At 72.3% G+C, this 16,393-nt stretch carries 21 protein-coding genes; 9 read left to right on the top strand and 12 right to left on the bottom strand.

The window, feature by feature from the left end; genetic code table 11:
* Window positions 1–16: 16 nt before the first annotated feature.
* From MET2598_RS0113390 to MET2598_RS0113375, 4 genes are all read right to left on the bottom strand, one after another.
* Window positions 17–742 carry an aspartate/glutamate racemase family protein gene (locus MET2598_RS0113390; RefSeq protein ID WP_018261171.1) on the bottom strand — a complete coding sequence of 242 codons (726 nt, stop codon included), beginning with the start codon at window positions 740–742 and terminating at the stop codon, window positions 17–19.
* A gap of 13 nt (window positions 743–755) precedes the next feature.
* The gene (locus tag MET2598_RS0113385) at window positions 756–1,529 is read right to left on the bottom strand and encodes a ferredoxin--NADP reductase (RefSeq protein WP_012334991.1); all 774 of its coding nucleotides are present in this window, start codon (window positions 1,527–1,529) and stop codon (window positions 756–758) included.
* Window positions 1,530–1,733: 204 nt separating this feature from the next.
* A complete protein-coding gene (phbB, locus tag MET2598_RS0113380) occupies window positions 1,734–2,462 on the bottom strand; it encodes an acetoacetyl-CoA reductase (protein ID WP_018261169.1) in 729 nt (242 codons plus the stop codon).
* Between the two features lie 175 nt (window positions 2,463–2,637).
* Entirely contained in the window at window positions 2,638–3,819 is a 1,182-nt protein-coding gene (locus MET2598_RS0113375) for an acetyl-CoA C-acetyltransferase (protein WP_026190704.1), read from the bottom strand.
* A 254-nt stretch (window positions 3,820–4,073) separates the two neighbouring features.
* Between MET2598_RS0113375 and phaR the strand changes: the two genes are divergently transcribed.
* Both phaR and MET2598_RS0113365 read left to right on the top strand, forming a co-directional pair.
* Window positions 4,074–4,673: a polyhydroxyalkanoate synthesis repressor PhaR gene (gene phaR / locus MET2598_RS0113370; RefSeq protein ID WP_012334988.1), complete on the top strand. Its 600-nt coding sequence runs from the start codon at window positions 4,074–4,076 to the stop codon at window positions 4,671–4,673.
* Window positions 4,674–4,738: 65 nt separating this feature from the next.
* Complete coding sequence (locus MET2598_RS0113365; protein WP_012334987.1) at window positions 4,739–4,957, top strand: hypothetical protein; 219 nt, start codon at window positions 4,739–4,741, stop codon at window positions 4,955–4,957.
* A 202-nt stretch (window positions 4,958–5,159) separates the two neighbouring features.
* On the opposite strand, the gene rpmF is transcribed toward MET2598_RS0113365, so the two are convergent.
* On the bottom strand, window positions 5,160–5,345 hold the full coding sequence (gene rpmF, locus MET2598_RS0113360) for a 50S ribosomal protein L32 (protein ID WP_012334986.1): 186 nt from the start codon (window positions 5,343–5,345) through the stop codon (window positions 5,160–5,162).
* A gap of 225 nt (window positions 5,346–5,570) precedes the next feature.
* On the opposite strand from rpmF, the gene MET2598_RS0113355 reads away from it, so the two are divergent.
* The 4 genes from MET2598_RS0113355 (at window position 5,571) to MET2598_RS0113340 (ending at window position 8,403) form a co-directional block, all read left to right on the top strand.
* Window positions 5,571–6,017: a ComEA family DNA-binding protein gene (locus MET2598_RS0113355; RefSeq protein ID WP_018261168.1), complete on the top strand. Its 447-nt coding sequence runs from the start codon at window positions 5,571–5,573 to the stop codon at window positions 6,015–6,017.
* 90 nt (window positions 6,018–6,107) lie between these two features.
* Window positions 6,108–6,722 (top strand): ribonuclease D, encoded by a 615-nt coding sequence (locus MET2598_RS0113350; RefSeq protein ID WP_012334984.1) that lies wholly within the window; start codon window positions 6,108–6,110, stop codon window positions 6,720–6,722.
* A gap of 119 nt (window positions 6,723–6,841) precedes the next feature.
* A complete protein-coding gene (gene lptC, locus MET2598_RS0113345; RefSeq protein ID WP_018261167.1) occupies window positions 6,842–7,564 on the top strand; it encodes an LPS export ABC transporter periplasmic protein LptC in 723 nt (240 codons plus the stop codon).
* The gene (locus MET2598_RS0113340; RefSeq protein ID WP_018261166.1) at window positions 7,561–8,403 is read left to right on the top strand and encodes an LptA/OstA family protein; all 843 of its coding nucleotides are present in this window, start codon (window positions 7,561–7,563) and stop codon (window positions 8,401–8,403) included. Before lptC ends, MET2598_RS0113340 begins: the two co-directional genes overlap by 4 nt.
* A gap of 173 nt (window positions 8,404–8,576) precedes the next feature.
* Here MET2598_RS0113340 and tam read toward each other — a convergent pair whose 3' ends face one another.
* From tam to MET2598_RS0113320, 4 genes are all read right to left on the bottom strand, one after another.
* The gene (gene tam / locus MET2598_RS0113335) at window positions 8,577–9,350 is read right to left on the bottom strand and encodes a trans-aconitate 2-methyltransferase (RefSeq protein ID WP_018261165.1); all 774 of its coding nucleotides are present in this window, start codon (window positions 9,348–9,350) and stop codon (window positions 8,577–8,579) included.
* A gap of 146 nt (window positions 9,351–9,496) precedes the next feature.
* On the bottom strand, window positions 9,497–9,934 hold the full coding sequence (locus tag MET2598_RS0113330; protein WP_018261164.1) for a hypothetical protein: 438 nt from the start codon (window positions 9,932–9,934) through the stop codon (window positions 9,497–9,499).
* A gap of 133 nt (window positions 9,935–10,067) precedes the next feature.
* Window positions 10,068–10,481, bottom strand: a complete 414-nt coding sequence (locus MET2598_RS0113325) for a DUF1236 domain-containing protein (RefSeq protein WP_012334979.1) — start codon at window positions 10,479–10,481, stop codon at window positions 10,068–10,070.
* Between the two features lie 151 nt (window positions 10,482–10,632).
* A complete protein-coding gene (locus MET2598_RS0113320) occupies window positions 10,633–11,352 on the bottom strand; it encodes a sigma-70 family RNA polymerase sigma factor (protein ID WP_018261163.1) in 720 nt (239 codons plus the stop codon).
* A gap of 182 nt (window positions 11,353–11,534) precedes the next feature.
* On the opposite strand from MET2598_RS0113320, the gene MET2598_RS0113315 reads away from it, so the two are divergent.
* Both MET2598_RS0113315 and MET2598_RS0113310 read left to right on the top strand, forming a co-directional pair.
* On the top strand, window positions 11,535–12,212 hold the full coding sequence (locus tag MET2598_RS0113315; RefSeq protein ID WP_018261162.1) for an HD domain-containing protein: 678 nt from the start codon (window positions 11,535–11,537) through the stop codon (window positions 12,210–12,212).
* A gap of 117 nt (window positions 12,213–12,329) precedes the next feature.
* Entirely contained in the window at window positions 12,330–12,548 is a 219-nt protein-coding gene (locus MET2598_RS0113310; protein WP_018261161.1) for a hypothetical protein, read from the top strand.
* A 44-nt stretch (window positions 12,549–12,592) separates the two neighbouring features.
* Here MET2598_RS0113310 and MET2598_RS0113305 read toward each other — a convergent pair whose 3' ends face one another.
* Window positions 12,593–13,384 carry a class II glutamine amidotransferase gene (locus MET2598_RS0113305; protein ID WP_026190702.1) on the bottom strand — a complete coding sequence of 264 codons (792 nt, stop codon included), beginning with the start codon at window positions 13,382–13,384 and terminating at the stop codon, window positions 12,593–12,595.
* 251 nt (window positions 13,385–13,635) lie between these two features.
* Between MET2598_RS0113305 and oxlT the strand changes: the two genes are divergently transcribed.
* Window positions 13,636–14,925, top strand: a complete 1,290-nt coding sequence (oxlT, locus tag MET2598_RS0113300) for an oxalate/formate MFS antiporter (protein ID WP_012333088.1) — start codon at window positions 13,636–13,638, stop codon at window positions 14,923–14,925.
* 172 nt (window positions 14,926–15,097) lie between these two features.
* On the opposite strand, the gene MET2598_RS0113295 is transcribed toward oxlT, so the two are convergent.
* A complete protein-coding gene (locus tag MET2598_RS0113295; RefSeq protein WP_012334974.1) occupies window positions 15,098–15,319 on the bottom strand; it encodes a hypothetical protein in 222 nt (73 codons plus the stop codon).
* A 224-nt stretch (window positions 15,320–15,543) separates the two neighbouring features.
* On the bottom strand, window positions 15,544–16,392 hold the full coding sequence (locus tag MET2598_RS0113290) for a 23S rRNA (adenine(2030)-N(6))-methyltransferase RlmJ (protein WP_018261159.1): 849 nt from the start codon (window positions 16,390–16,392) through the stop codon (window positions 15,544–15,546).
* Window position 16,393 lies beyond the last annotated feature (1 nt).

The raw sequence follows: 16,393 nt of genomic DNA, 5'->3' as shown, positions 1-16,393 counted from the left end.
CCGGGTGCGCGGCCCCTCAGCGGGGCCGCGCCAGGAGGTCGGCCAGGGCGGCGCTCAGGCCGACGCTCTCGCTCGCGGCCGGGAGGGTGCGGCCGGTCCGCAGCGCGGCGGCGGCGAGCGCCATGCGGGCGCCGGCCTCGGTCGAGCAGATCAGCGGCACCGGCACGTCGGGCTGGAGGCGGGCGGCGAGGCCCGCGAGCGCGGCCCCCCCGAGCACCACCACGTCGGCCCCGTCCTCCGCCGCGCAGGCCCGGCAGGCGGCGGCGAGGCCGGCGAGGGCCGCGTCCGGATCGCGGGCGATCTCGCCCCCGGTCGGCGCGACGGTGCGGATGCCGGCGATCCGCTCGGACAGGCCGAGGGAGGCCGCGAATTCCTGCAGCATCGGCCGCCAGGCCGCGCCGCCGGTGACGATGCCGACGCGCCGCCCCCGGGTGCAGGCGAGGTGGAGCGCTCCCTCCGCCATGCCGATGACCGGCGCGGGCGAGACCTCCTTGAGGGCGAGGAGCCCGGGATCCCCGAAGCAGGCGAGGTAGACCGCGTCGCAGCCGCCGCCATGCTCGGCCAGGGCGTCGAGGGCGGCGTGAGCCGCGATCGCCGCGGTGGCCCGCGTCGCCACGTAGCGCCCGCCGAAGCGGCCCGTCGCGGCGACGATCTCGACCTCCGGGGCGAGGCGGCGCACGACCCCCGCCACGAGGTCGGTCACCCCCTCGGTGGTGTTCGCGTTGATGAGCAGCAGGCGCACGGGTCCGCCCCGCTCACTTCTCGACGAAGGCCTTCTCGATCACGAAGTGGCCGGCCTCGCCGTGGTTGCCCTCGACGTAGCCGCCCTCGGCGAGCAGGGCGCGGGTGTCGCGGATCATGTCCGGGCTGCCGCACAGCATGAAGCGGTCGGTCTCGATCGACATCGACGGCAGGCCGACATCCTGGAACAGCTTGCCCGAGGTGATCAGGTCGGTGATGCGGCCGCGGTTGCGGAACGGCTCGCGCGTCACGGTCGGGTAGTAGATCAGCTGCGCCCGGACCATGTCGCCGATCAGCTCGTGGTTGGGCAGGTCCTGCGTGATCGTCTCGCCGTAGGCGAGTTCCTGGACCTGCCGGCAGCCGTGGACGAGGACCACCTTCTCGAAGCGGTCGTAGGTCTCCGGGTCCTTGATGATCGACAGGAAGGGGGCGAGGCCGGTGCCGGTCCCGAGCAGGTAGAGGTGCTTGCCGGGCAGCAGGTTGTCGAGGACGAGGGTGCCGGTCGCCTTGCGGCTGACGATGATCGGGTCGCCGACCTTGAGGTGCTGCAGCTTCGAGGTGAGCGGGCCGTTCGGCACCTTGATGGAGAAGAACTCCAGCTCGTCCTCGTAATTGGCCGAGACCACCGAGTAGGCGCGCAGCAGCGGCTTGCCGTCCTGCTTCAGCCCGATCATCGTGAACTCGCCGTTGCGGAAGCGGAACGACGGGTCGCGGGTCGTGCGGAAGCTGAAGAGCGTGTCGGTCCAGTGGTGGACGGACAGCACACGCTCCTCGTTGAAGTTGCTCATCGGGCGGATTCCTGGGTCGTCAACCGTGTGCCGGGTCTTCTCGCACCTGCGGCAGACCCGTCAAGGTGCCGGAGGACGCACCGGGTCTGCACGTGGCTCAAGGGCCCGCGTCGGAAGGCTGCCTGCTGGAATCGTTCCGCGGCGACGGTGCGGCGTCGCACCGGACCGGCCCCGCCCCCGCACCGGGGAGCGGGGCCGCCGCGCTCAGGCGAAGTACTGGCCGCCGTTGATGGTCAGGGTCGAGCCGGTGATGAAGCCGGCGTGGTCGCTCGCCAGGAACTCCACCGCGCGGGCGATCTCCTCGGCCTCGCCGAGGCGGCCGACCGGGATCTGCGGCAGGATCTTGGTCTTGAGCACCTCCTCGGGCACCGCCTTGACCATCTCGGTGGCGATGTAGCCGGGGGCGATCACGTTCACGGTGATGCCCTTGTTGGCGTTCTCCTGGGCCAGGGCCTTGGCGAAGCCGATCACGCCGGCCTTGGCGGCCGAGTAGTTGGTCTGGCCCATCTGGCCCTTCTGGCCGTTGATGGACGAGATCAGGACGATGCGGCCGAAGCCGCGCGACCGCATCCCGTCGATCACCGGGCGGGTGCAGGTGAACATCGAGTCGAGGTTGGTGCGGATCACCGCCTGCCACTGCTCGAAGGTCATGCGGTGGAACATGCCGTCGCGGGTGATGCCGGCATTGTTGACCAGGATGTCGACCGGGCCGAGTTCCGCCTCGGCGGCGCGGATGCCGGCCTCGCAGGCGGCCGGATCGCCGACGTCGAACTTGAACACCGGGATCCCGGTCTCGGCCTTGAAAGCATTCGCGGCCTCGTCGTTGCCGCCGTAATTCGCCGCCACCTTGTAGCCGGCGTCCTTCAGACCCTTCGAGATCGCGGCGCCGATGCCGCGCGTTCCGCCTGTGACCAGTGCGACGCGTTCTGCCATGTGCCTCTCCTTGAGGGAACCGTGTCCTTCCCTAGAGAGCGGCGGGCGCTTCGAGAAGAGCCCGCACGTCCCTTATGTGTTGGTATTTTGCCGGCCTGACCGAAGCCTTATCCTGCTCGCGGCCGGGCCGCGAGGGAGAGAAACTCCCCCGCGGCGGGCAATGCGGTCGCGCCGCTCAGCGTTCCACGCACATGGCGACGCCCATGCCGCCGCCGATGCAGAGGGTGGCGAGCCCCTTCTTGGCGTCGCGCTTCTGCATCTCGTGCAGCAGGGTCACCAGCACGCGGGCGCCCGAGGCGCCGATCGGGTGGCCGATCGCGATGGCGCCGCCGTTCACGTTGACCTTGGAATCGTCGAAGCCGAGTTCCTTGTTCACCGCCAGCGCCTGGGCCGCGAAGGCCTCGTTCGCCTCGATCAGGTCGACGTCCTGCGGCTTCCAGCCGGCCTTCTCCAGGGCCTTGCGGGAGGCCGGGATCGGCCCGGTGCCCATGACGGCGGGATCGACGCCGGCCGTCGCCCAGGAGGCGATGCGGGCCAGCGGCTTCAGGCCCCGCTTCGCGGCCTCGGCGGCCGACATCAGCACGATGGCGGCGGCGCCGTCGTTGATGCCCGAGGCGTTGCCGGCCGTGACCGTGCCCTCCTTGGAGAAGGCCGGGCGCAGCTTGGCCATCGCCTCGACGGTCGCGCCCTCGCGGATGTACTCGTCGGCATCGACGACCACCTCGCCCTTGCGGGTCTTGATGGTCACCGGGACGATCTCGTCCTTGAAGCGGCCCGCCTTCCTGGCGGCCTCGGCCTTGTTCTGCGAGCGGGTCGCGAAGGCGTCCTGCTCCTCGCGGGTGAGCTGCCAGCGCTGGGCGACGTTCTCGGCGGTGTTGCCCATGTGGTAGCCGTTGAAGGCGTCCAGCAGGCCGTCCTTCAGCATCGTGTCGACGAGGGCGAGGTCGCCCATCTTCTGGCCGCCGCGCAGGTGCTGGGCGTGCGGGGCCATCGACATCGATTCCTGGCCGCCCGCCACGATGACGGTGGCGTCGCCGTTGGCGATCTGCTGCAGGCCGACCGCGACGGTGCGCAGGCCCGATCCGCAGAGCTGGTTGAGACCCCAGGCCGTCGCCTCCTGCGGGATGCCGGCGGCCATCGCCGCCTGGCGGGCCGGGTTCTGGCCCGCGCCCGCGGTGAGCACCTGCCCGAAGATGACCTCGTCCACGTCCTCGGGCGACACCTTGGCGCGCTCCAGCGCCGCCTTGATGGCGATGGCCCCGAGCTGGTGGGCCGGCAAGGTCGCGAAGGCGCCGTTGAACGAGCCGACCGGCGTGCGCGCCGCCCCGACGATGACGATGTCCTGCTTCTCTGCCATGCGCACCTCCACCATGATCGCCCGCGCTCGCGAGGCGTTTAGGCCGATGAACGCCTTGCTCCGGGCGAAGTCAAGCAGCCTCTGAGGGGGTGGCGGAGTGCGGACCGGGCATGGTTTGCGTGGACACCGCGCAGATTGCTATTTTCGCCAGCACAGGAACGCCTTAAGGTCTCAGACCGGAACATCGCCCGTGTGCGGGCCCGGACGGCGGCGCTCCGCCGGCCGCATCTTGACCCAGAGGAGAGCCCGTCGAGATGGCGGACAGCGGCAAGTCGACACCCACCGTCATCAAGAAGTACGCCAACCGGCGTCTCTACCACACCGGCACGTCGACCTACGTGACCTTGGAAGACCTTGCCGCCATGGTTCAGGCCGGCGAGGATTTCGTGGTCTACGATGCGAAATCCGGTGAGGACATCACGCGCTCGGTGCTGACGCAGATCATCTTCGAGCAGGAGAACAAGGCAGGGGCGGAGAATCTGCTCCCCGTCGCGTTCCTGCGCCAGCTGATCCGGTTCTACGGGGACAGCATGCGGGCGCTGGTGCCGAGCTACCTGGAATTCTCGATGGATCATCTGGCGCGCGAGCAGGATGGCCTGCGCGAGAAGATGTCCCAGACTTTCGGGGCGAGCGCCTTCCAGCACGCCATGGAGGAGCAGGTGAGGGCCAACATGGCCTTCTTCAGCGAGGCGATGCGGATGTTCACCCCCTTCACGCCGGGGGCGCCGACCGAGAAGCCCGCCGAGGCCGCGCCGCCCGCGGCCCAGCCCGGGGCCTCCCGCGGGGAGCTCGACGACCTGCGCCGGCAGATGCTGGAGATGCAGAGCCGGCTCGACGCCCTCGCCAAGAAGTAGGCGGGGCGCGGCACCCGGCCCGCCGCTTGCGCGTTGAGCCTCCGCGGGGAAGAGGAGGCGCGGCGATGTCCCATTCCGAGACGGAGAGGGCGGGCGAGGGAACCCGGGCGCTGGTTCCGGTGGGGGAGCCGCCGCCGCGGCGCGCCGTGCCGGAGCGCCCGCTGGCGCCCTTCCTGGTCCAGCTGCTCGACGGGACCGCGGGCCTGCTGCGCCCGCCGCGCCAGCGCCGCAGCCGCGAGGCCTCGGCCCGCTACGAGGCCGGCGCGCGCGCCGGTGCCAAGTAGCGCCGGTGCCAAGTAGCGCCGGTCGAGGCACGCGGCCGTCCGGTGACGCCTGCGCCAAGTGACGCCTGCGCCAAGTGACGCCTGCGCCAAGTGACGCCTGCGCCAAGTGATGGCGCCAACGCGCGAAGCCCCTCACCCGGGCGGGCGAGGGGCGGATGGCGTCAGCGAGAGATCCGCGGGGCGGCGCGCCCCGGGCCGTTCCTCACGCCTCGGTCTTGACCTTCAGCACCTGCCGGCCGCGATACATGCCGGTCTTGAGGTCGATGTGGTGCGGGCGGCGCAGCTCGCCCGAATCCTTGTCCTCGACGTAGGTCGGGGCCTTGAGGGCATCGGCGGAGCGGCGCATGCCGCGCCGCGACGGGGAGGTCTTTCGCTTCGGAACGGCCATGACACGTCTCTTGCAACAAAACGGGCGCGGGGCTGCCCCGGGCGGAGCTGCCGCGCACCCCTGATCTCATCGGAGCGCGGCTTATACAGAGGTGGATCGGACCTGGCTAGCCCGTCCGGTGGATTTCTCGGACCGCCCCGCGATGTTAAGGGCCGGTTCAAGCGTCGCCGGCCCAGATGCGCGGGCCGGTCAGCATCCGGCGCGAGCGACCCGCGGAGGTCCTTCATGATCCAGACCCGTGCCTTCTCCCGCCTCGGCCGCGTCCTGGCCGCGGCGACGCTCCTCGCCGCGACCGTGCCGGCCCTGGCGCAGGCGCCCGCCACCGCCCCCGCCCCCAAGCCCGCCCCCGCGGCGCCTGCTCCGACGGCCAAGCCCGGCCCGGCCCCGGCCCCGTCGGCGGCGAAACCCGCCGCCGCTCCGGCGGCCAAGCCCGCCGCGGCGCCGGCCGCCGCCCCGGCCACGACCCCGCCGGCCAAGGCCGTGCTCATCGACATCAACAGCGCCACCAAGGAGGAGCTCGACACCCTGCCGGGCATCGGCCCGGCCCGGGCCGAGGCGATCATCAAGGGCCGGCCCTACCGCGGCAAGGACGAGCTGCTCTCGCGCAAGATCATCCCGACCAACGCCTACGAGGGCATCAAGGACAAGGTCATCGCCCGCCAGAAGAGCTGAGCCGGCGCCCGCTTGCGGGCGGTGGGGGAGGGTGTTAGGCGCCGGGGAGCCGCCGCACCGCCGGCGGCGCGCGCCCGGATCCGACATCCCATGCCCCACCGCCTGCACCGCGGCGACCTGCCCGACGATTACGCTCCGGGCCCGGCCATCGCGGTCGACACCGAGACCCTCGGCCTCGAGCCCCACCGGGACCGCCTCTGCGTGGTCCAGATCTCCCGCGGCGACGGCGAGGCCGACCTCGTCCAGATCGCCAAGGGCGGGCCCGAACCCGTGGTGCTCAAGCGCGTCCTGACCGATCCCGCGGTCACCAAGATCTTCCACTTCGCCCGCTTCGACCTCGCGGTGCTCTTCCACCGGCTCGGCGTGATGCCGGGGCCGATCTACTGCACCAAGGTCGCCTCGCGGCTCTCCCGCACCTACACCGACCGGCACGGGCTCAAGGACCTCGTGCGGGAGTTGCTCGGAATCGAGATCTCCAAGCAGCAGCAATCGTCCGATTGGGGCGCCGAGACGCTGAGCCCCGCCCAGATCGAGTACGCGGCCTCGGACGTGCTGCACCTGCACGCCCTGCGCGCCAAGCTCGACGCGATGCTCGCCCGCGAGGAGCGGACCGCCCTGGCCGAGGCCTGCTTCGCCTTCCTGCCGACGCGGGCGCGGCTCGACCTGCTCGGCTGGGACGAGGTGGACATCCTGGCGCACAGCTGAGCGGCGGCGCGCCTCGGCCACAACTTCGACACCGGAGCGGGGCATCGCAACCGATGGACCTGCCGGCGTCGCGGCAGCGGATCCCAGCCGGAGCGCGTTCGCCTGTGGGCAGTCCCGTGATGCAAGCCGTCGAGATCCCGGGCCTCGCCGCGCCCGCGCTCGATTCGCGGCGCCTGCGCGCCCATCGCCGGGCGCAGGCGCACAGCGCGCGGGTGCGCTTCCTGCGGCGGGCGATTCCCCTCGGCTCGGCGGCGGCGATCCTGGCGGTGGCGGCGGTGACCTGGCTCGACCCGTTCGGGGCGCTCGGGGTGACCGTGACCCTCGGCGAGGTCAGCGTCTCGGGCTCGAAGGTGACGATGGAGCGCCCGCGCCTCACCGGCTACCGCGGCAAGGACGGCCGGCCCTACGAGGTGACGGCCCGCGCCGCCCTGCAGGACGTGCGCCGCCCGACCGTGATCGAGTTGCAATCCATGCGCGGGCAGATGCAGTCCGACGAGGCCGGGACGCTCTCCCACCTGGAGGCGCAGAGCGGCGTGTTCGACACCCAGCGTGAATCGCTCGACCTCAGCCGCAGCATCCGGCTCTGGACCGACAAGGGACAGGAGGCGCGCCTCTCCTCCGCCCAGGTGAATTTCAAGGCCGGCACGCTGACCTCCCGCGAGCCGGTGAGCGTGACGCTGCCGAACGGCACGATCCAGGCCGACGCCCTCGACGTGGTCGAGAACGGCAAGACGATCTCGTTCATCGGCAACGTGAAGACCGTGTTCGACGGGGGCGTGACCGGGTCGGGTGGGCCGGCCCTGCGCACCTCCGCGGCCGAGGTGAAGGACGACCAGCCGTGACCTGCCGCCGCGCCGCCCTCGCCGCCCTGCTCCTCCTCGCGAGCCCGGCCCTGCCGCACGCCGAGGCGCCCAGGAAGGAGCGCAATTCCGGCTTCGGCGCCTTCGGGAGTTCCGGCAAGGAGCCGATCAAGATCGACGCCGACCGGCTCGACGTGTTCGACCACGAGAACAAGGCGGTCTTCGCCGGCAACGTGGTGGCGGTGCAGGGCGAGAGCACGATCCGCTGCTCCAGCATGACCGTCCATTACCAGCGCAACCGCGACAAGGGCGCCAAGGACGAGGCCAGGGCCGAGGAGGCCAAGCCCGCTGAAGCCAAGCCCGCTGAAACCAAGCTGGCCGAGACCAAGCCGGTCGGGGCCAAAGGCGCGGATACCAGGGCCGCCGATCCGAAGGGGGCGGAGAGCAGGACCGGACAGGCGAAGCCGGCCGCGAGGCCCGCCGAGGTCAAGCCTGCCGACACGCGGGCCGCGGAGGCGAAGCCGGTCGACCCGACCGACAGCGGGGCGATCCGGCAGGTGGTCTGCGCCGGGCCGGTGACGGTGGTGAACAAGGATCAGGTGGCGACCGGCGACAACGCCGTGTTCGACAAGGCGGCGAACCGGGTGATCCTCACGGGCAACGTGGTGCTGAGCCAGTGCCAGAACGTCACCCGCGGCAACCGCCTCGTCTACGACATGAATACCGGCCGGGCGAACATGGACCCGACCGCGGGCGGGCGCGTCTCGGCGATGTTCGTGCCGGGCGGCAAGGACGAGAAGGCGGGCAAGCCGGCCGGCTGCCCGGCCCCGGCGGGCCAGGCCGGCAAGCCCGCTCCGAAGCCCCGCGCCCAGGCGAACTGATCCGGGATCCGGTTGATCCGAGCGGAGCCCGGATCACGCGCTCGCGCGGCGCGTGAGCGACGCCGAGATCCGCCATCCCGAAGGGATCGATCGATTTTGGGATGAGCGGCCGGGCACGATCCGCCCGCGTCGCGCCGGAAGGTTGCCGCCGCCCTGGACGCCTCCCGACCGCGCTAACGCCGCCGCGCCACCAGGAACAGCCGTGGGAAGGGCAGGAGCACGCGCCCATCCGCCTGCGGCGGGTAGGCCTCCGCCAGGGCCGCCTCGTAGCGGGCGAGGAAGGCCGCCTGATCCGCGGGGTCGAGGGGGTCGAGGAAGGGGCGCAGGCCGGTGCCGCGCACCCACTCGACGATGCCGCGATGGCCCGCCAGCGGATGCACGTAGGTGGTGCGCCAGAGATCGACCGTGCAGCCCGCCGCCGAGAGCCACGCGTCGTAGTCGCGGAAGCTGCCGAGCCGGGTGCGGGCGGCGGCGGCCTGGGCGAGGCGCTCCGCGAAGGGCGCCTCGCCGGCGATGCGGCGCATCAGCCGGTGGGACGGCTCCTCCAGGTTGTCGGGCATCTGCACGGCGAGGCAGCCCCCGGGCGCGAGCATCCGGGCGAGCCGCGCCAGCAGCCCCGCATGGTCGGGCAGCCATTGCAGCACGGCGTTGGCGAAGAGCAGGTCGGGCGGCTCCGCCGGGGTGAAGCCCGCGAGGTCGGCCTCGACGAAGCGCACGGCCGGCAGGCGCTCCCGCGCCGTGGCCAGCATGTCGGGCGAGGAATCGAGCCCGGTCACGGCGGCCCGGGGGAAGCGCGCGCAGAGCAGCGCCGTGCTGTTGCCCGGGCCGCAGCCGAGATCGATCACGCGGGCGGGAGATTCGAGCGGCACGCGGGCGAGCAGGTCGGCCGCCGGGCGCGTCCGCTCATCGGCGAATTTCAGGTATTGCGCCGCATTCCAATCCGCCATGGCCGCCTCCCTGAACGCGACTTTACAGGGACTTCCAGGTCAGGCCAACGCATCATCCGGACGAACACCCGGATCGTCGTCCTCTCCCGCCGGGAATGACAGGGGCAGGATTGACGGCCGGCAGGGTCGCGGGGGGGCAGCCGGGGTCAGGACGCGTCCGGCTCGGCCGCGCCACCGGCCCCTCGGCCGGTCGCTCGGCCCGTTGCCTGGCGGGGCATTTGGCGGGGCGCTTGGCTCGGCACTTGGCGGGGCGCTTGGCTCGGCACTTGGCGGGGCGCTTGGCTCGGCACTTGGCCGGGCACTTGGCCGGGCATTTGGCCGGGCAATTGGCGCAGGGCGGCCGCGACCGCCTCGGCACCGGCCTCCTGCGCCTTCAGGCGGCGCTCCAGGCGGCGCAGCTGCGGGTCGAGATGCGGGGGCAGCACGGGGTCGCCGAGGTAGTCCGGCTTGTCCCCGTCGCGGTGATAGGAGGCGCGCAATTGCCGGGCGAGGTGATCGCGCACCCGGGGAGGCAGGACGGGCCGGTCGTCCTGCGCGTCGCTCTCCCGGGCCCTGCCGGGATCGCCCTCTTCGCTCGAGGTCATCCTGGTTCCTCCGTGGAGCCGGTCCGGGACACCCGCACCGGCGGGGGCGCGAAACGGGAAGCCCCGGCCCGCCGGGGAGGGCCGGGGCTTCGGCGCCGCCCGGGGGCGGCGCGCTCGGTCGGCGGTCGGGCCGTCAGTCGAGGATCTGGACGACGCGGCGCGAACCCGGATCGACCAGGACGACGCGGTCGTTGACCACCGTGTAGCGCCGGCCGCGCACGCCGTACTCGGAGGGGACCTCGTAATAGGTCACGCCCGAGGAGGGCAGCACGGCGCCGACGCGCACGTCGCCGTCGTAATCGTAGGAGCGCACGCGGCGGTTGGTGACGTATTCGCGGAACCGCGGACGCTCGTCGATGCCGAGCAGGCCGCCGACCGCGCCGGTGGCTGCCCCGACCGCGCCGCCGACGATGCCGCCGATCGGACCGGCCGCGTCCGCGCCTTCCTCGGCGCCGCGCTCGGCCCCGCGCACGAGGCCCTGGGCCTGGGCGGCCATCGGCAGGGTGAAGGCCAGGGCGGCCGCCGCCAGAAGCGTCTTGGTCTTCATGGGAAATTCTCCGTTTCGGTCCAGTCCACCCCGGTCGAGCGGGGCGGGATTCGGCCGGGGTAACGCGGCGACGCGCGGAACGGTTCAGTGGAAAATCGCGGCACCGCTGCGGGAAGGGCGGGCGTTTTGCGCGCCTGCGCGGGGCCGGGCGCTACTCCTTGGGCATGGCCGACTGGATCAGGCGGTCGGTGCCCAGATCCTCTTCGTCGTAGCCGAGAAGTTCGGCGAGCCGGCTGCGCGCGCGGCTGACCCGGCTCTTCACGGTGCCGACCTTGCAGTTCATGATCGCCGCCGCCTCCTCGTAGGAGACGCCCTCCGCCCCCACCAGCACCAGCGCCTCGCGCTGGTCCGGCGGCAGCTTGGCCAGCGCGCTCTGCAGGTCCTCCACGTCGAGCCGGTCGCCCTGGTGGGGCGCCGTGGCGAGGCGGGCCGCGTAGGAGCCGTCCTGGTCCTCGACCTCGCGCACCCGCTTGCGGTGATCCGAGTAGAAGATGTTGCGCAGGATGGTGAACAGCCAGGCATTGAGGTTGGTGCCGGGCTGGAACCGCGCCCGGTGCTGCCAGCCCTTCAGCAGCGTGTCCTGCACGAGGTCGTCGGCCCGCGCGGCGTTGCTGGTGAGCGACAGGGCGAAGGCGCGCAGGGAGGGCACCGCCTGCAGCAGCCCGTCGCGGAACTCGGGCCGGACCACCTGGCCCTCGGCGGCGAGGGCCGCCTCCAGCCGGGCGACCAGCTCCGCGAAGCGCCCGCTCGGATCCTCCGCCCCGAGCGTCTCGTAGGCGACCCGCAGCTGGTTTCCGAGATGGCTGCGGATGCTGGCCGAGAGGCCGGGCCGCGACTCGCTCTGGCGGTCGTGCGCGCTGTCCTGCGTCATGGGCCTCCGCATCGGGTTCGGCACGGCGGGCGGGGCACGCCCGCACCCTTCGACAGATGGGTCGCGCGGCGGCTGTGGAAAGCCCGGGCGCGCGGGGAGACGACGCCTGGACGGCGCCCTCCCGCCGCGCCTCCCTGCCGGAGCGCCGGGCATCCTCCCGGCGCCATCGCCCGACGGACCGCATGACCCGCGCCGACCACGCCGCCTTCGCGGCCGCTTTCTCGCCCTTCGCGGATCTCGCGGCCGCGCTCGCGCCGCACCTGCCCGAGTGCCGCGACGGGTCGCACGACCTCGCGCACCTGGTCCGGGTCTGGCGCAACCTGCGGCGGATCCGGGAGCGGGAGGGCGGCGATCCCGAGATCCTGGCGGCGGCCTGCCTCCTGCACGATTGCGTCGCCGTCGAGAAGGACGCGCCGGACCGCGCCGACGCCTCGCGCCGCGCGGCCGCGCGGGCCTCGGCCCTGCTCGCGACGCGGGGCTGGCCCGCGCCGCGGATCGGGGCGGTCGCCCACGCGGTCGAGGCCCACAGCTTCTCGGCCGGGATCCCGCCGGCCACGATCGAGGCGATGATCCTGCAGGACGCGGACCGCCTCGACGCGCTCGGGGCGGTCGGCGTCGCGCGCTGCTTCTACGTCGCGGGCCGGATCGGCTCCGCCCTGTACGACAGCGCCGATCCGGACGCGCGTCGCCGGCCGCGCGACGACCGGCGCTTCGCGCTCGATCACTTCGAGACGAAGCTCCTGCGCCTGGCCACCGGCTTCCAGACCGCGACCGGACGGAGCATGGCGGCGGCCCGGCACGCGGAGATCGCGCGCTTCCTCGCTGCCTTCCGGGCGGAGATCGGCGTGGCGGGAGCGTGATCGGGCACGGCGCGCGACCCGGGCCGGGATGGGCTGTGCGCCACCGCACGGTCGCGCGCCGCGCGCCCGGGCAGGCTGCACCCGCTTGACGACCGGCAGGGCGAGGGAGAGCCCATCATGGGCACGAGATTCTTCAAGCGGCGCGCCACGGAGCCGCTCTCGGCCGAGCAGATCAACAGCCTCGACCTCATCGAGGAGGCGGCCAAGGAGGACTTGTCCTTCGACGAGCTCGACGAAGTCGCGGCCGGCTTCGGCTTCGCGGCCCCTCCCGAAGCCCAGGACCCCTCCGCGACCGCATCGCCGAACTTCGGCGGACAGGGGCCGCGGCGCGGCTGAGGGGCCGCGCCGAAAAGCCCGCCGCCCGCCCCCGCCGATCCGGCTCAGCCTCCGACGCCCGCCCCCGTCTCGTCCCCGTCCGGCACGCCGAGGCGGAAGGCCAGCACGGTGCCGGGCGCGAGGTCGATCCAGCGCTCGTCGCGGGTGAGCGGCTGGGTCGCCACCACCGTCACGATGTCGTCGGGCGTGGTCTCCTCGGAGAAGTTCACGCACCAATCCTCGTCGATCAGCGTGGCGGTGCCGAACGGCGCCCGGCGGGTGAGGTAGCACAGACGCTTGCCGCAATGCGCGTAGAGCGTGCGGCTGTCGGTGAGCAGCATGTTGAACACGCCGAGCCCGTGCAGCTCCGCCGAGAGGGCGCGCACGGCGCCGTCGAGCAGGGTCGGCCTCGGCAGCGTCTTCCAGCGCGCTTCGAGCCGCCCCAGCATCCAGCAGAAGGCGTGCTCGCTGTCCGTGGTGCCGACCGGCTTGAACCGCTCGAGCGGCAGCCGCTTCACGCCCTTCAGTTGCCCGTTATGCGCGAACGTGAAGGTGCGGCCCCACAATTCCCGGCTGAACGGGTGGGTGTTCTCCAGGGAGACCCGGCCGCGATTGGCCCGGCGCACATGCGCCACCACGATGCGGCTCTTGATCGGGTATTGGCGGATCAGCCGGGCGATCTCCGAGCGGGCGCTCGCCTGCGGGTCGTGGAAGCTGCGGCAGCCGCGCCCCTCGTAGAAGGCGATGCCCCAGCCGTCCCCGTGCGGCCCGGTCTCGCCCCCGCGCCGGGCGAGGCCCGCGAAGCTGAAGCGGATGTCGGTGGGCACGTTCGCGCTCATGCCGAGCAATTCGCACATCGCGCGGACCTGACGAGGGAGGGGGGCACCGGGCAAAGGGTGCGCACTCTCCCCGAAGCCGATGACGCGCGCAATCCCGGCCGGTCCCGCTTCATCGAAATTTCAAAGTACATCAAAAAAAATCTCTTTGCATTCGTGATCAAGCGAAAAATACTGAATGACGGGCGGGTGCGACGCGCGCCGCCGCGGCGCGCGGGCACCTCGCGCGACCCGTTCCGCCAACCACCGGATCCCAGGGAGAGACGCCGCAGATGACGTCCGTTGCCGCCACCCGGGCCCAGGCCCCCGCGATCGCGGGCCGCTGGCTCCAGCTGACCCTCGGGGTGATCTGCATGGTCGCCGCCGCCAACATCCAGTACGCCTGGACCCTGTTCGTCCCCGAGATCCAGAAGACCTTCGGCTGGGACCGCGCCGCCATCCAGGTCGCCTTCACCCTCTTCGTGGTCACCCAGACCTGGCTCACGCCGGTCGAGGGCCACTTCATCGACCGCTACGGGCCCAGCCGCGTCGTCATGGCCGGCGGCCTCTTCACCGGCCTGGCCTGGATCATCAACTCCTACGCCACGTCCCTCAGCGGCTACTACCTCGGCGCCGTGGTCGGCGGCATCGGCGTCGGCTGCGTCTACGCCACCTGCATCGCCAACGCCCTCAAGTGGTTCCCCGACCGGCGCGGCCTGGCCGTCGGCCTCACCGCGGGCGGCTACGGCGCCGGCTCGGCCCTCACCATCCTGCCCATCGCCAGCATGATCGCCGAGGGCGGCTTCCAGCAGGCCTTCTTCGTCTTCGGCCTGATCCAGGGCGCCCTGATCATCCTGGCCTCGGTCGGCCTGCGCGCGCCGGGCCGGAGCGAGGTCACCTACTCGGCGAGCGTGCTGCAGAGCCGGCGCGACTACACCCTGCCGGAGGCCCTGCGCACCCCGGTGTTCTGGGTGATGCTGCTGATGTTCACCTGCACGGTGACCGGCGGGCTGATGGCGGTGGCCCAGCTCGGGGTGATCGCGCAGGATCTCGGCGTCAAGAACTTCCAGGTCAACCTGTACTTCGTGACCATGGCGGCGCTGCCCTTCGCGCTGATGCTCGACCGGATCATGAACGGGATCTCGCGGCCGTTCTTCGGCTGGATCTCGGACCGGATCGGGCGCGAGAAGACGATGTTCATCGCGTTCTCGCTGGAGGGGCTCGGCATCGTGGCGCTGGGGTATTTCGGCTCGAACCCGTGGGCGTTCGTGATCCTGAGCGGGATCGTGTTCCTGGCCTGGGGGGAGGTCTACAGCCTGTTCAGCGCGACGGCGGCGGACACGTTCGGGTCGAAGCACATCGGGAAGATCTACGGGGTGCTGTACTGCGCCAAGGGTCTGGCGGCGCTGCTGGTGCCGGTGGGCAACCTGCTGATGCAGGCGACCGGGACCTGGGCCACGGTGCTGTACACGGTGGCGATCCTGGACCTGATCGCCGCGACGCTGGCGCTCGCGGTGCTGCGCCCGATGCTCAGGCGCCACCACGCCGCCAACGGGGTCGTGCTGCCCGAGGCCGCCCATTGAGGCCCGCGCCGCCCCGGACGTCCGGGGCGGCGCCCGGCCGGACGCCGCGTCATCATACGCCATCCGGTTGATGGCGTCGCCATCTCCGATTTCGGCCATGCGGATGTCGGTGTCGCTCAGGCGCCGCGCAGGCTCGTGAGCCGGGATCCGCTTCGATCAAGCGGATCCCGTGTCACACCAGGAGGTCGAGCACCTGCTTCTGCATCTCGTTGGCCTGGCGCAGGATTGCGACCCCGACCGAGATCTCGGTCCCGGCGGTCGCGAGCGTCACGGCGGCCGGAAGCACGCCGCCGGACTCGCCGGCCGGGGCGGTGGCGACCTGCGCGGCGGCCGCGTCGGCGCGGCGGGTCGCGGCGAGAAGGCCGGACGTGGCGGTGGCGACGGCGTCGATCATGGGCGGGCTCCCCTCGCCGCTGAGCCAAGCACGCCGCCCCTAACGCCCGGTAACCGGAACGCGCGGATCCGCCGAATCATGCCGACGGCTCAGGATGCCGACGTATCGAGCCGTTGCTCCGTCCCGAATTTTCGATTTCGAGTCAAAGGCTTTTCGATTTCGAGTCAAAGGCTTGGCGAAAATTCGAGAGCAGCGCCACCGGTCATGTCGAATGACCGGCGGTATCAGCCCGCCCGACCGAGCGGCGCGCAGCGGAAGGCGCCGTAGCCGGCCCGGGCGAGGCGCTCGGCCAGGGCCGGCAGCACGGTCTCCATCTCGGCGGCGAGCGTGAAGGGCGGGTTCACGGCGATCAGGCCGCTGCCCGAGAGCCGCGTCGGGTCGTCGGGGCGGTCGATCAGGAGGTCGATGCGCAGGGCCGGGCGGTCGAGCGCCGCGGCCAGGGCGGCCGCCATCCGGTCGACCGCGCCGATATCCTTGATCGGGTACCACGCGAGGTAGAGCCCGGTCGGCCATTTCGCGACCGCCTTGGCGAGGTCGCGCCCGAGCCGGTCGATCTCGCCCGGCACCTCGTAGGGCGGATCGATCAGCACGAGCCCCCGCCGCTCCTTCGGGGGAATGAGCGCGGGCAGGGCGGTCCAGCCGTCGAGCGCCATCACCTTGCTGCGCCCGTCGCGGGCGAAGCGCTCCCGCAGCAGGGCGCCGTCCGCCGGGTGGAGTTCCACGAACACGCCCCGGTCGCCCGGGCGCAGGAAGTGGCGGATCAGGGCCGGCGAGCCCGGATAGGCGTCGGGTCCGTGCCGCGCCCGCACCGCCGCCACCGCCTCCCGGTACGGGGCCAGCAGGGCCTCGACGGCGTCCGGGAACGGCGCGGCGAGGCGGCCCCAGCCGTCCTGCCACTCGCCCGTGCGCGCGGCCTCGTCGGCGGCGAGGTCGTACCAGCCGATCCCCGCATGGGTGTCGACGGCCCGGAACGGCGTGTCCTTGCGCAGCAGGTAGGCCAGCACCCGGGCGAGCACGCAATGCTTGAGAACGTCGGCGTGGTTGCCGGCGTGGAAGACGTGGCGGTAATTCACC

The sequence above is a fragment of the Methylobacterium sp. WSM2598 genome (genome assembly GCF_000379105.1).
In the GTDB taxonomy this organism is placed as follows: domain Bacteria; phylum Pseudomonadota; class Alphaproteobacteria; order Rhizobiales; family Beijerinckiaceae; genus Methylobacterium.
The sequence above is the reverse complement of the archived record's forward strand: the minus strand, read 5'-3'. Positions and strand labels throughout refer to the sequence as shown.

Bases quoted from the DNA above. Each gene is read 5' to 3' on its own strand.
- MET2598_RS0113385 (WP_012334991.1), bottom strand. From the start codon at position 1,529: ATGAGCAACTTCAACGAGGAGCGTGTGCTGTCCGTCCACCACTGGACC.
- phbB (WP_018261169.1), bottom strand. From the start codon at position 2,462: ATGGCAGAACGCGTCGCACTGGTCACAGGCGGAACGCGCGGCATCGGC.
- MET2598_RS0113375 (WP_026190704.1), bottom strand. From the start codon at position 3,819: ATGGCAGAGAAGCAGGACATCGTCATCGTCGGGGCGGCGCGCACGCCG.
- phaR (WP_012334988.1), top strand. From the start codon at position 4,074: ATGGCGGACAGCGGCAAGTCGACACCCACCGTCATCAAGAAGTACGCC.
- MET2598_RS0113365 (WP_012334987.1), top strand. From the start codon at position 4,739: ATGTCCCATTCCGAGACGGAGAGGGCGGGCGAGGGAACCCGGGCGCTG.
- rpmF (WP_012334986.1), bottom strand. From the start codon at position 5,345: ATGGCCGTTCCGAAGCGAAAGACCTCCCCGTCGCGGCGCGGCATGCGC.
- MET2598_RS0113355 (WP_018261168.1), top strand. From the start codon at position 5,571: ATGATCCAGACCCGTGCCTTCTCCCGCCTCGGCCGCGTCCTGGCCGCG.
- MET2598_RS0113350 (WP_012334984.1), top strand. From the start codon at position 6,108: ATGCCCCACCGCCTGCACCGCGGCGACCTGCCCGACGATTACGCTCCG.
- lptC (WP_018261167.1), top strand. From the start codon at position 6,842: ATGCAAGCCGTCGAGATCCCGGGCCTCGCCGCGCCCGCGCTCGATTCG.
- tam (WP_018261165.1), bottom strand. From the start codon at position 9,350: ATGGCGGATTGGAATGCGGCGCAATACCTGAAATTCGCCGATGAGCGG.
- MET2598_RS0113330 (WP_018261164.1), bottom strand. From the start codon at position 9,934: ATGACCTCGAGCGAAGAGGGCGATCCCGGCAGGGCCCGGGAGAGCGAC.
- MET2598_RS0113325 (WP_012334979.1), bottom strand. From the start codon at position 10,481: ATGAAGACCAAGACGCTTCTGGCGGCGGCCGCCCTGGCCTTCACCCTG.
- MET2598_RS0113320 (WP_018261163.1), bottom strand. From the start codon at position 11,352: ATGACGCAGGACAGCGCGCACGACCGCCAGAGCGAGTCGCGGCCCGGC.
- MET2598_RS0113315 (WP_018261162.1), top strand. From the start codon at position 11,535: ATGACCCGCGCCGACCACGCCGCCTTCGCGGCCGCTTTCTCGCCCTTC.
- MET2598_RS0113310 (WP_018261161.1), top strand. From the start codon at position 12,330: ATGGGCACGAGATTCTTCAAGCGGCGCGCCACGGAGCCGCTCTCGGCC.
- MET2598_RS0113305 (WP_026190702.1), bottom strand. From the start codon at position 13,384: ATGTGCGAATTGCTCGGCATGAGCGCGAACGTGCCCACCGACATCCGC.
- oxlT (WP_012333088.1), top strand. From the start codon at position 13,636: ATGACGTCCGTTGCCGCCACCCGGGCCCAGGCCCCCGCGATCGCGGGC.
- MET2598_RS0113295 (WP_012334974.1), bottom strand. From the start codon at position 15,319: ATGATCGACGCCGTCGCCACCGCCACGTCCGGCCTTCTCGCCGCGACC.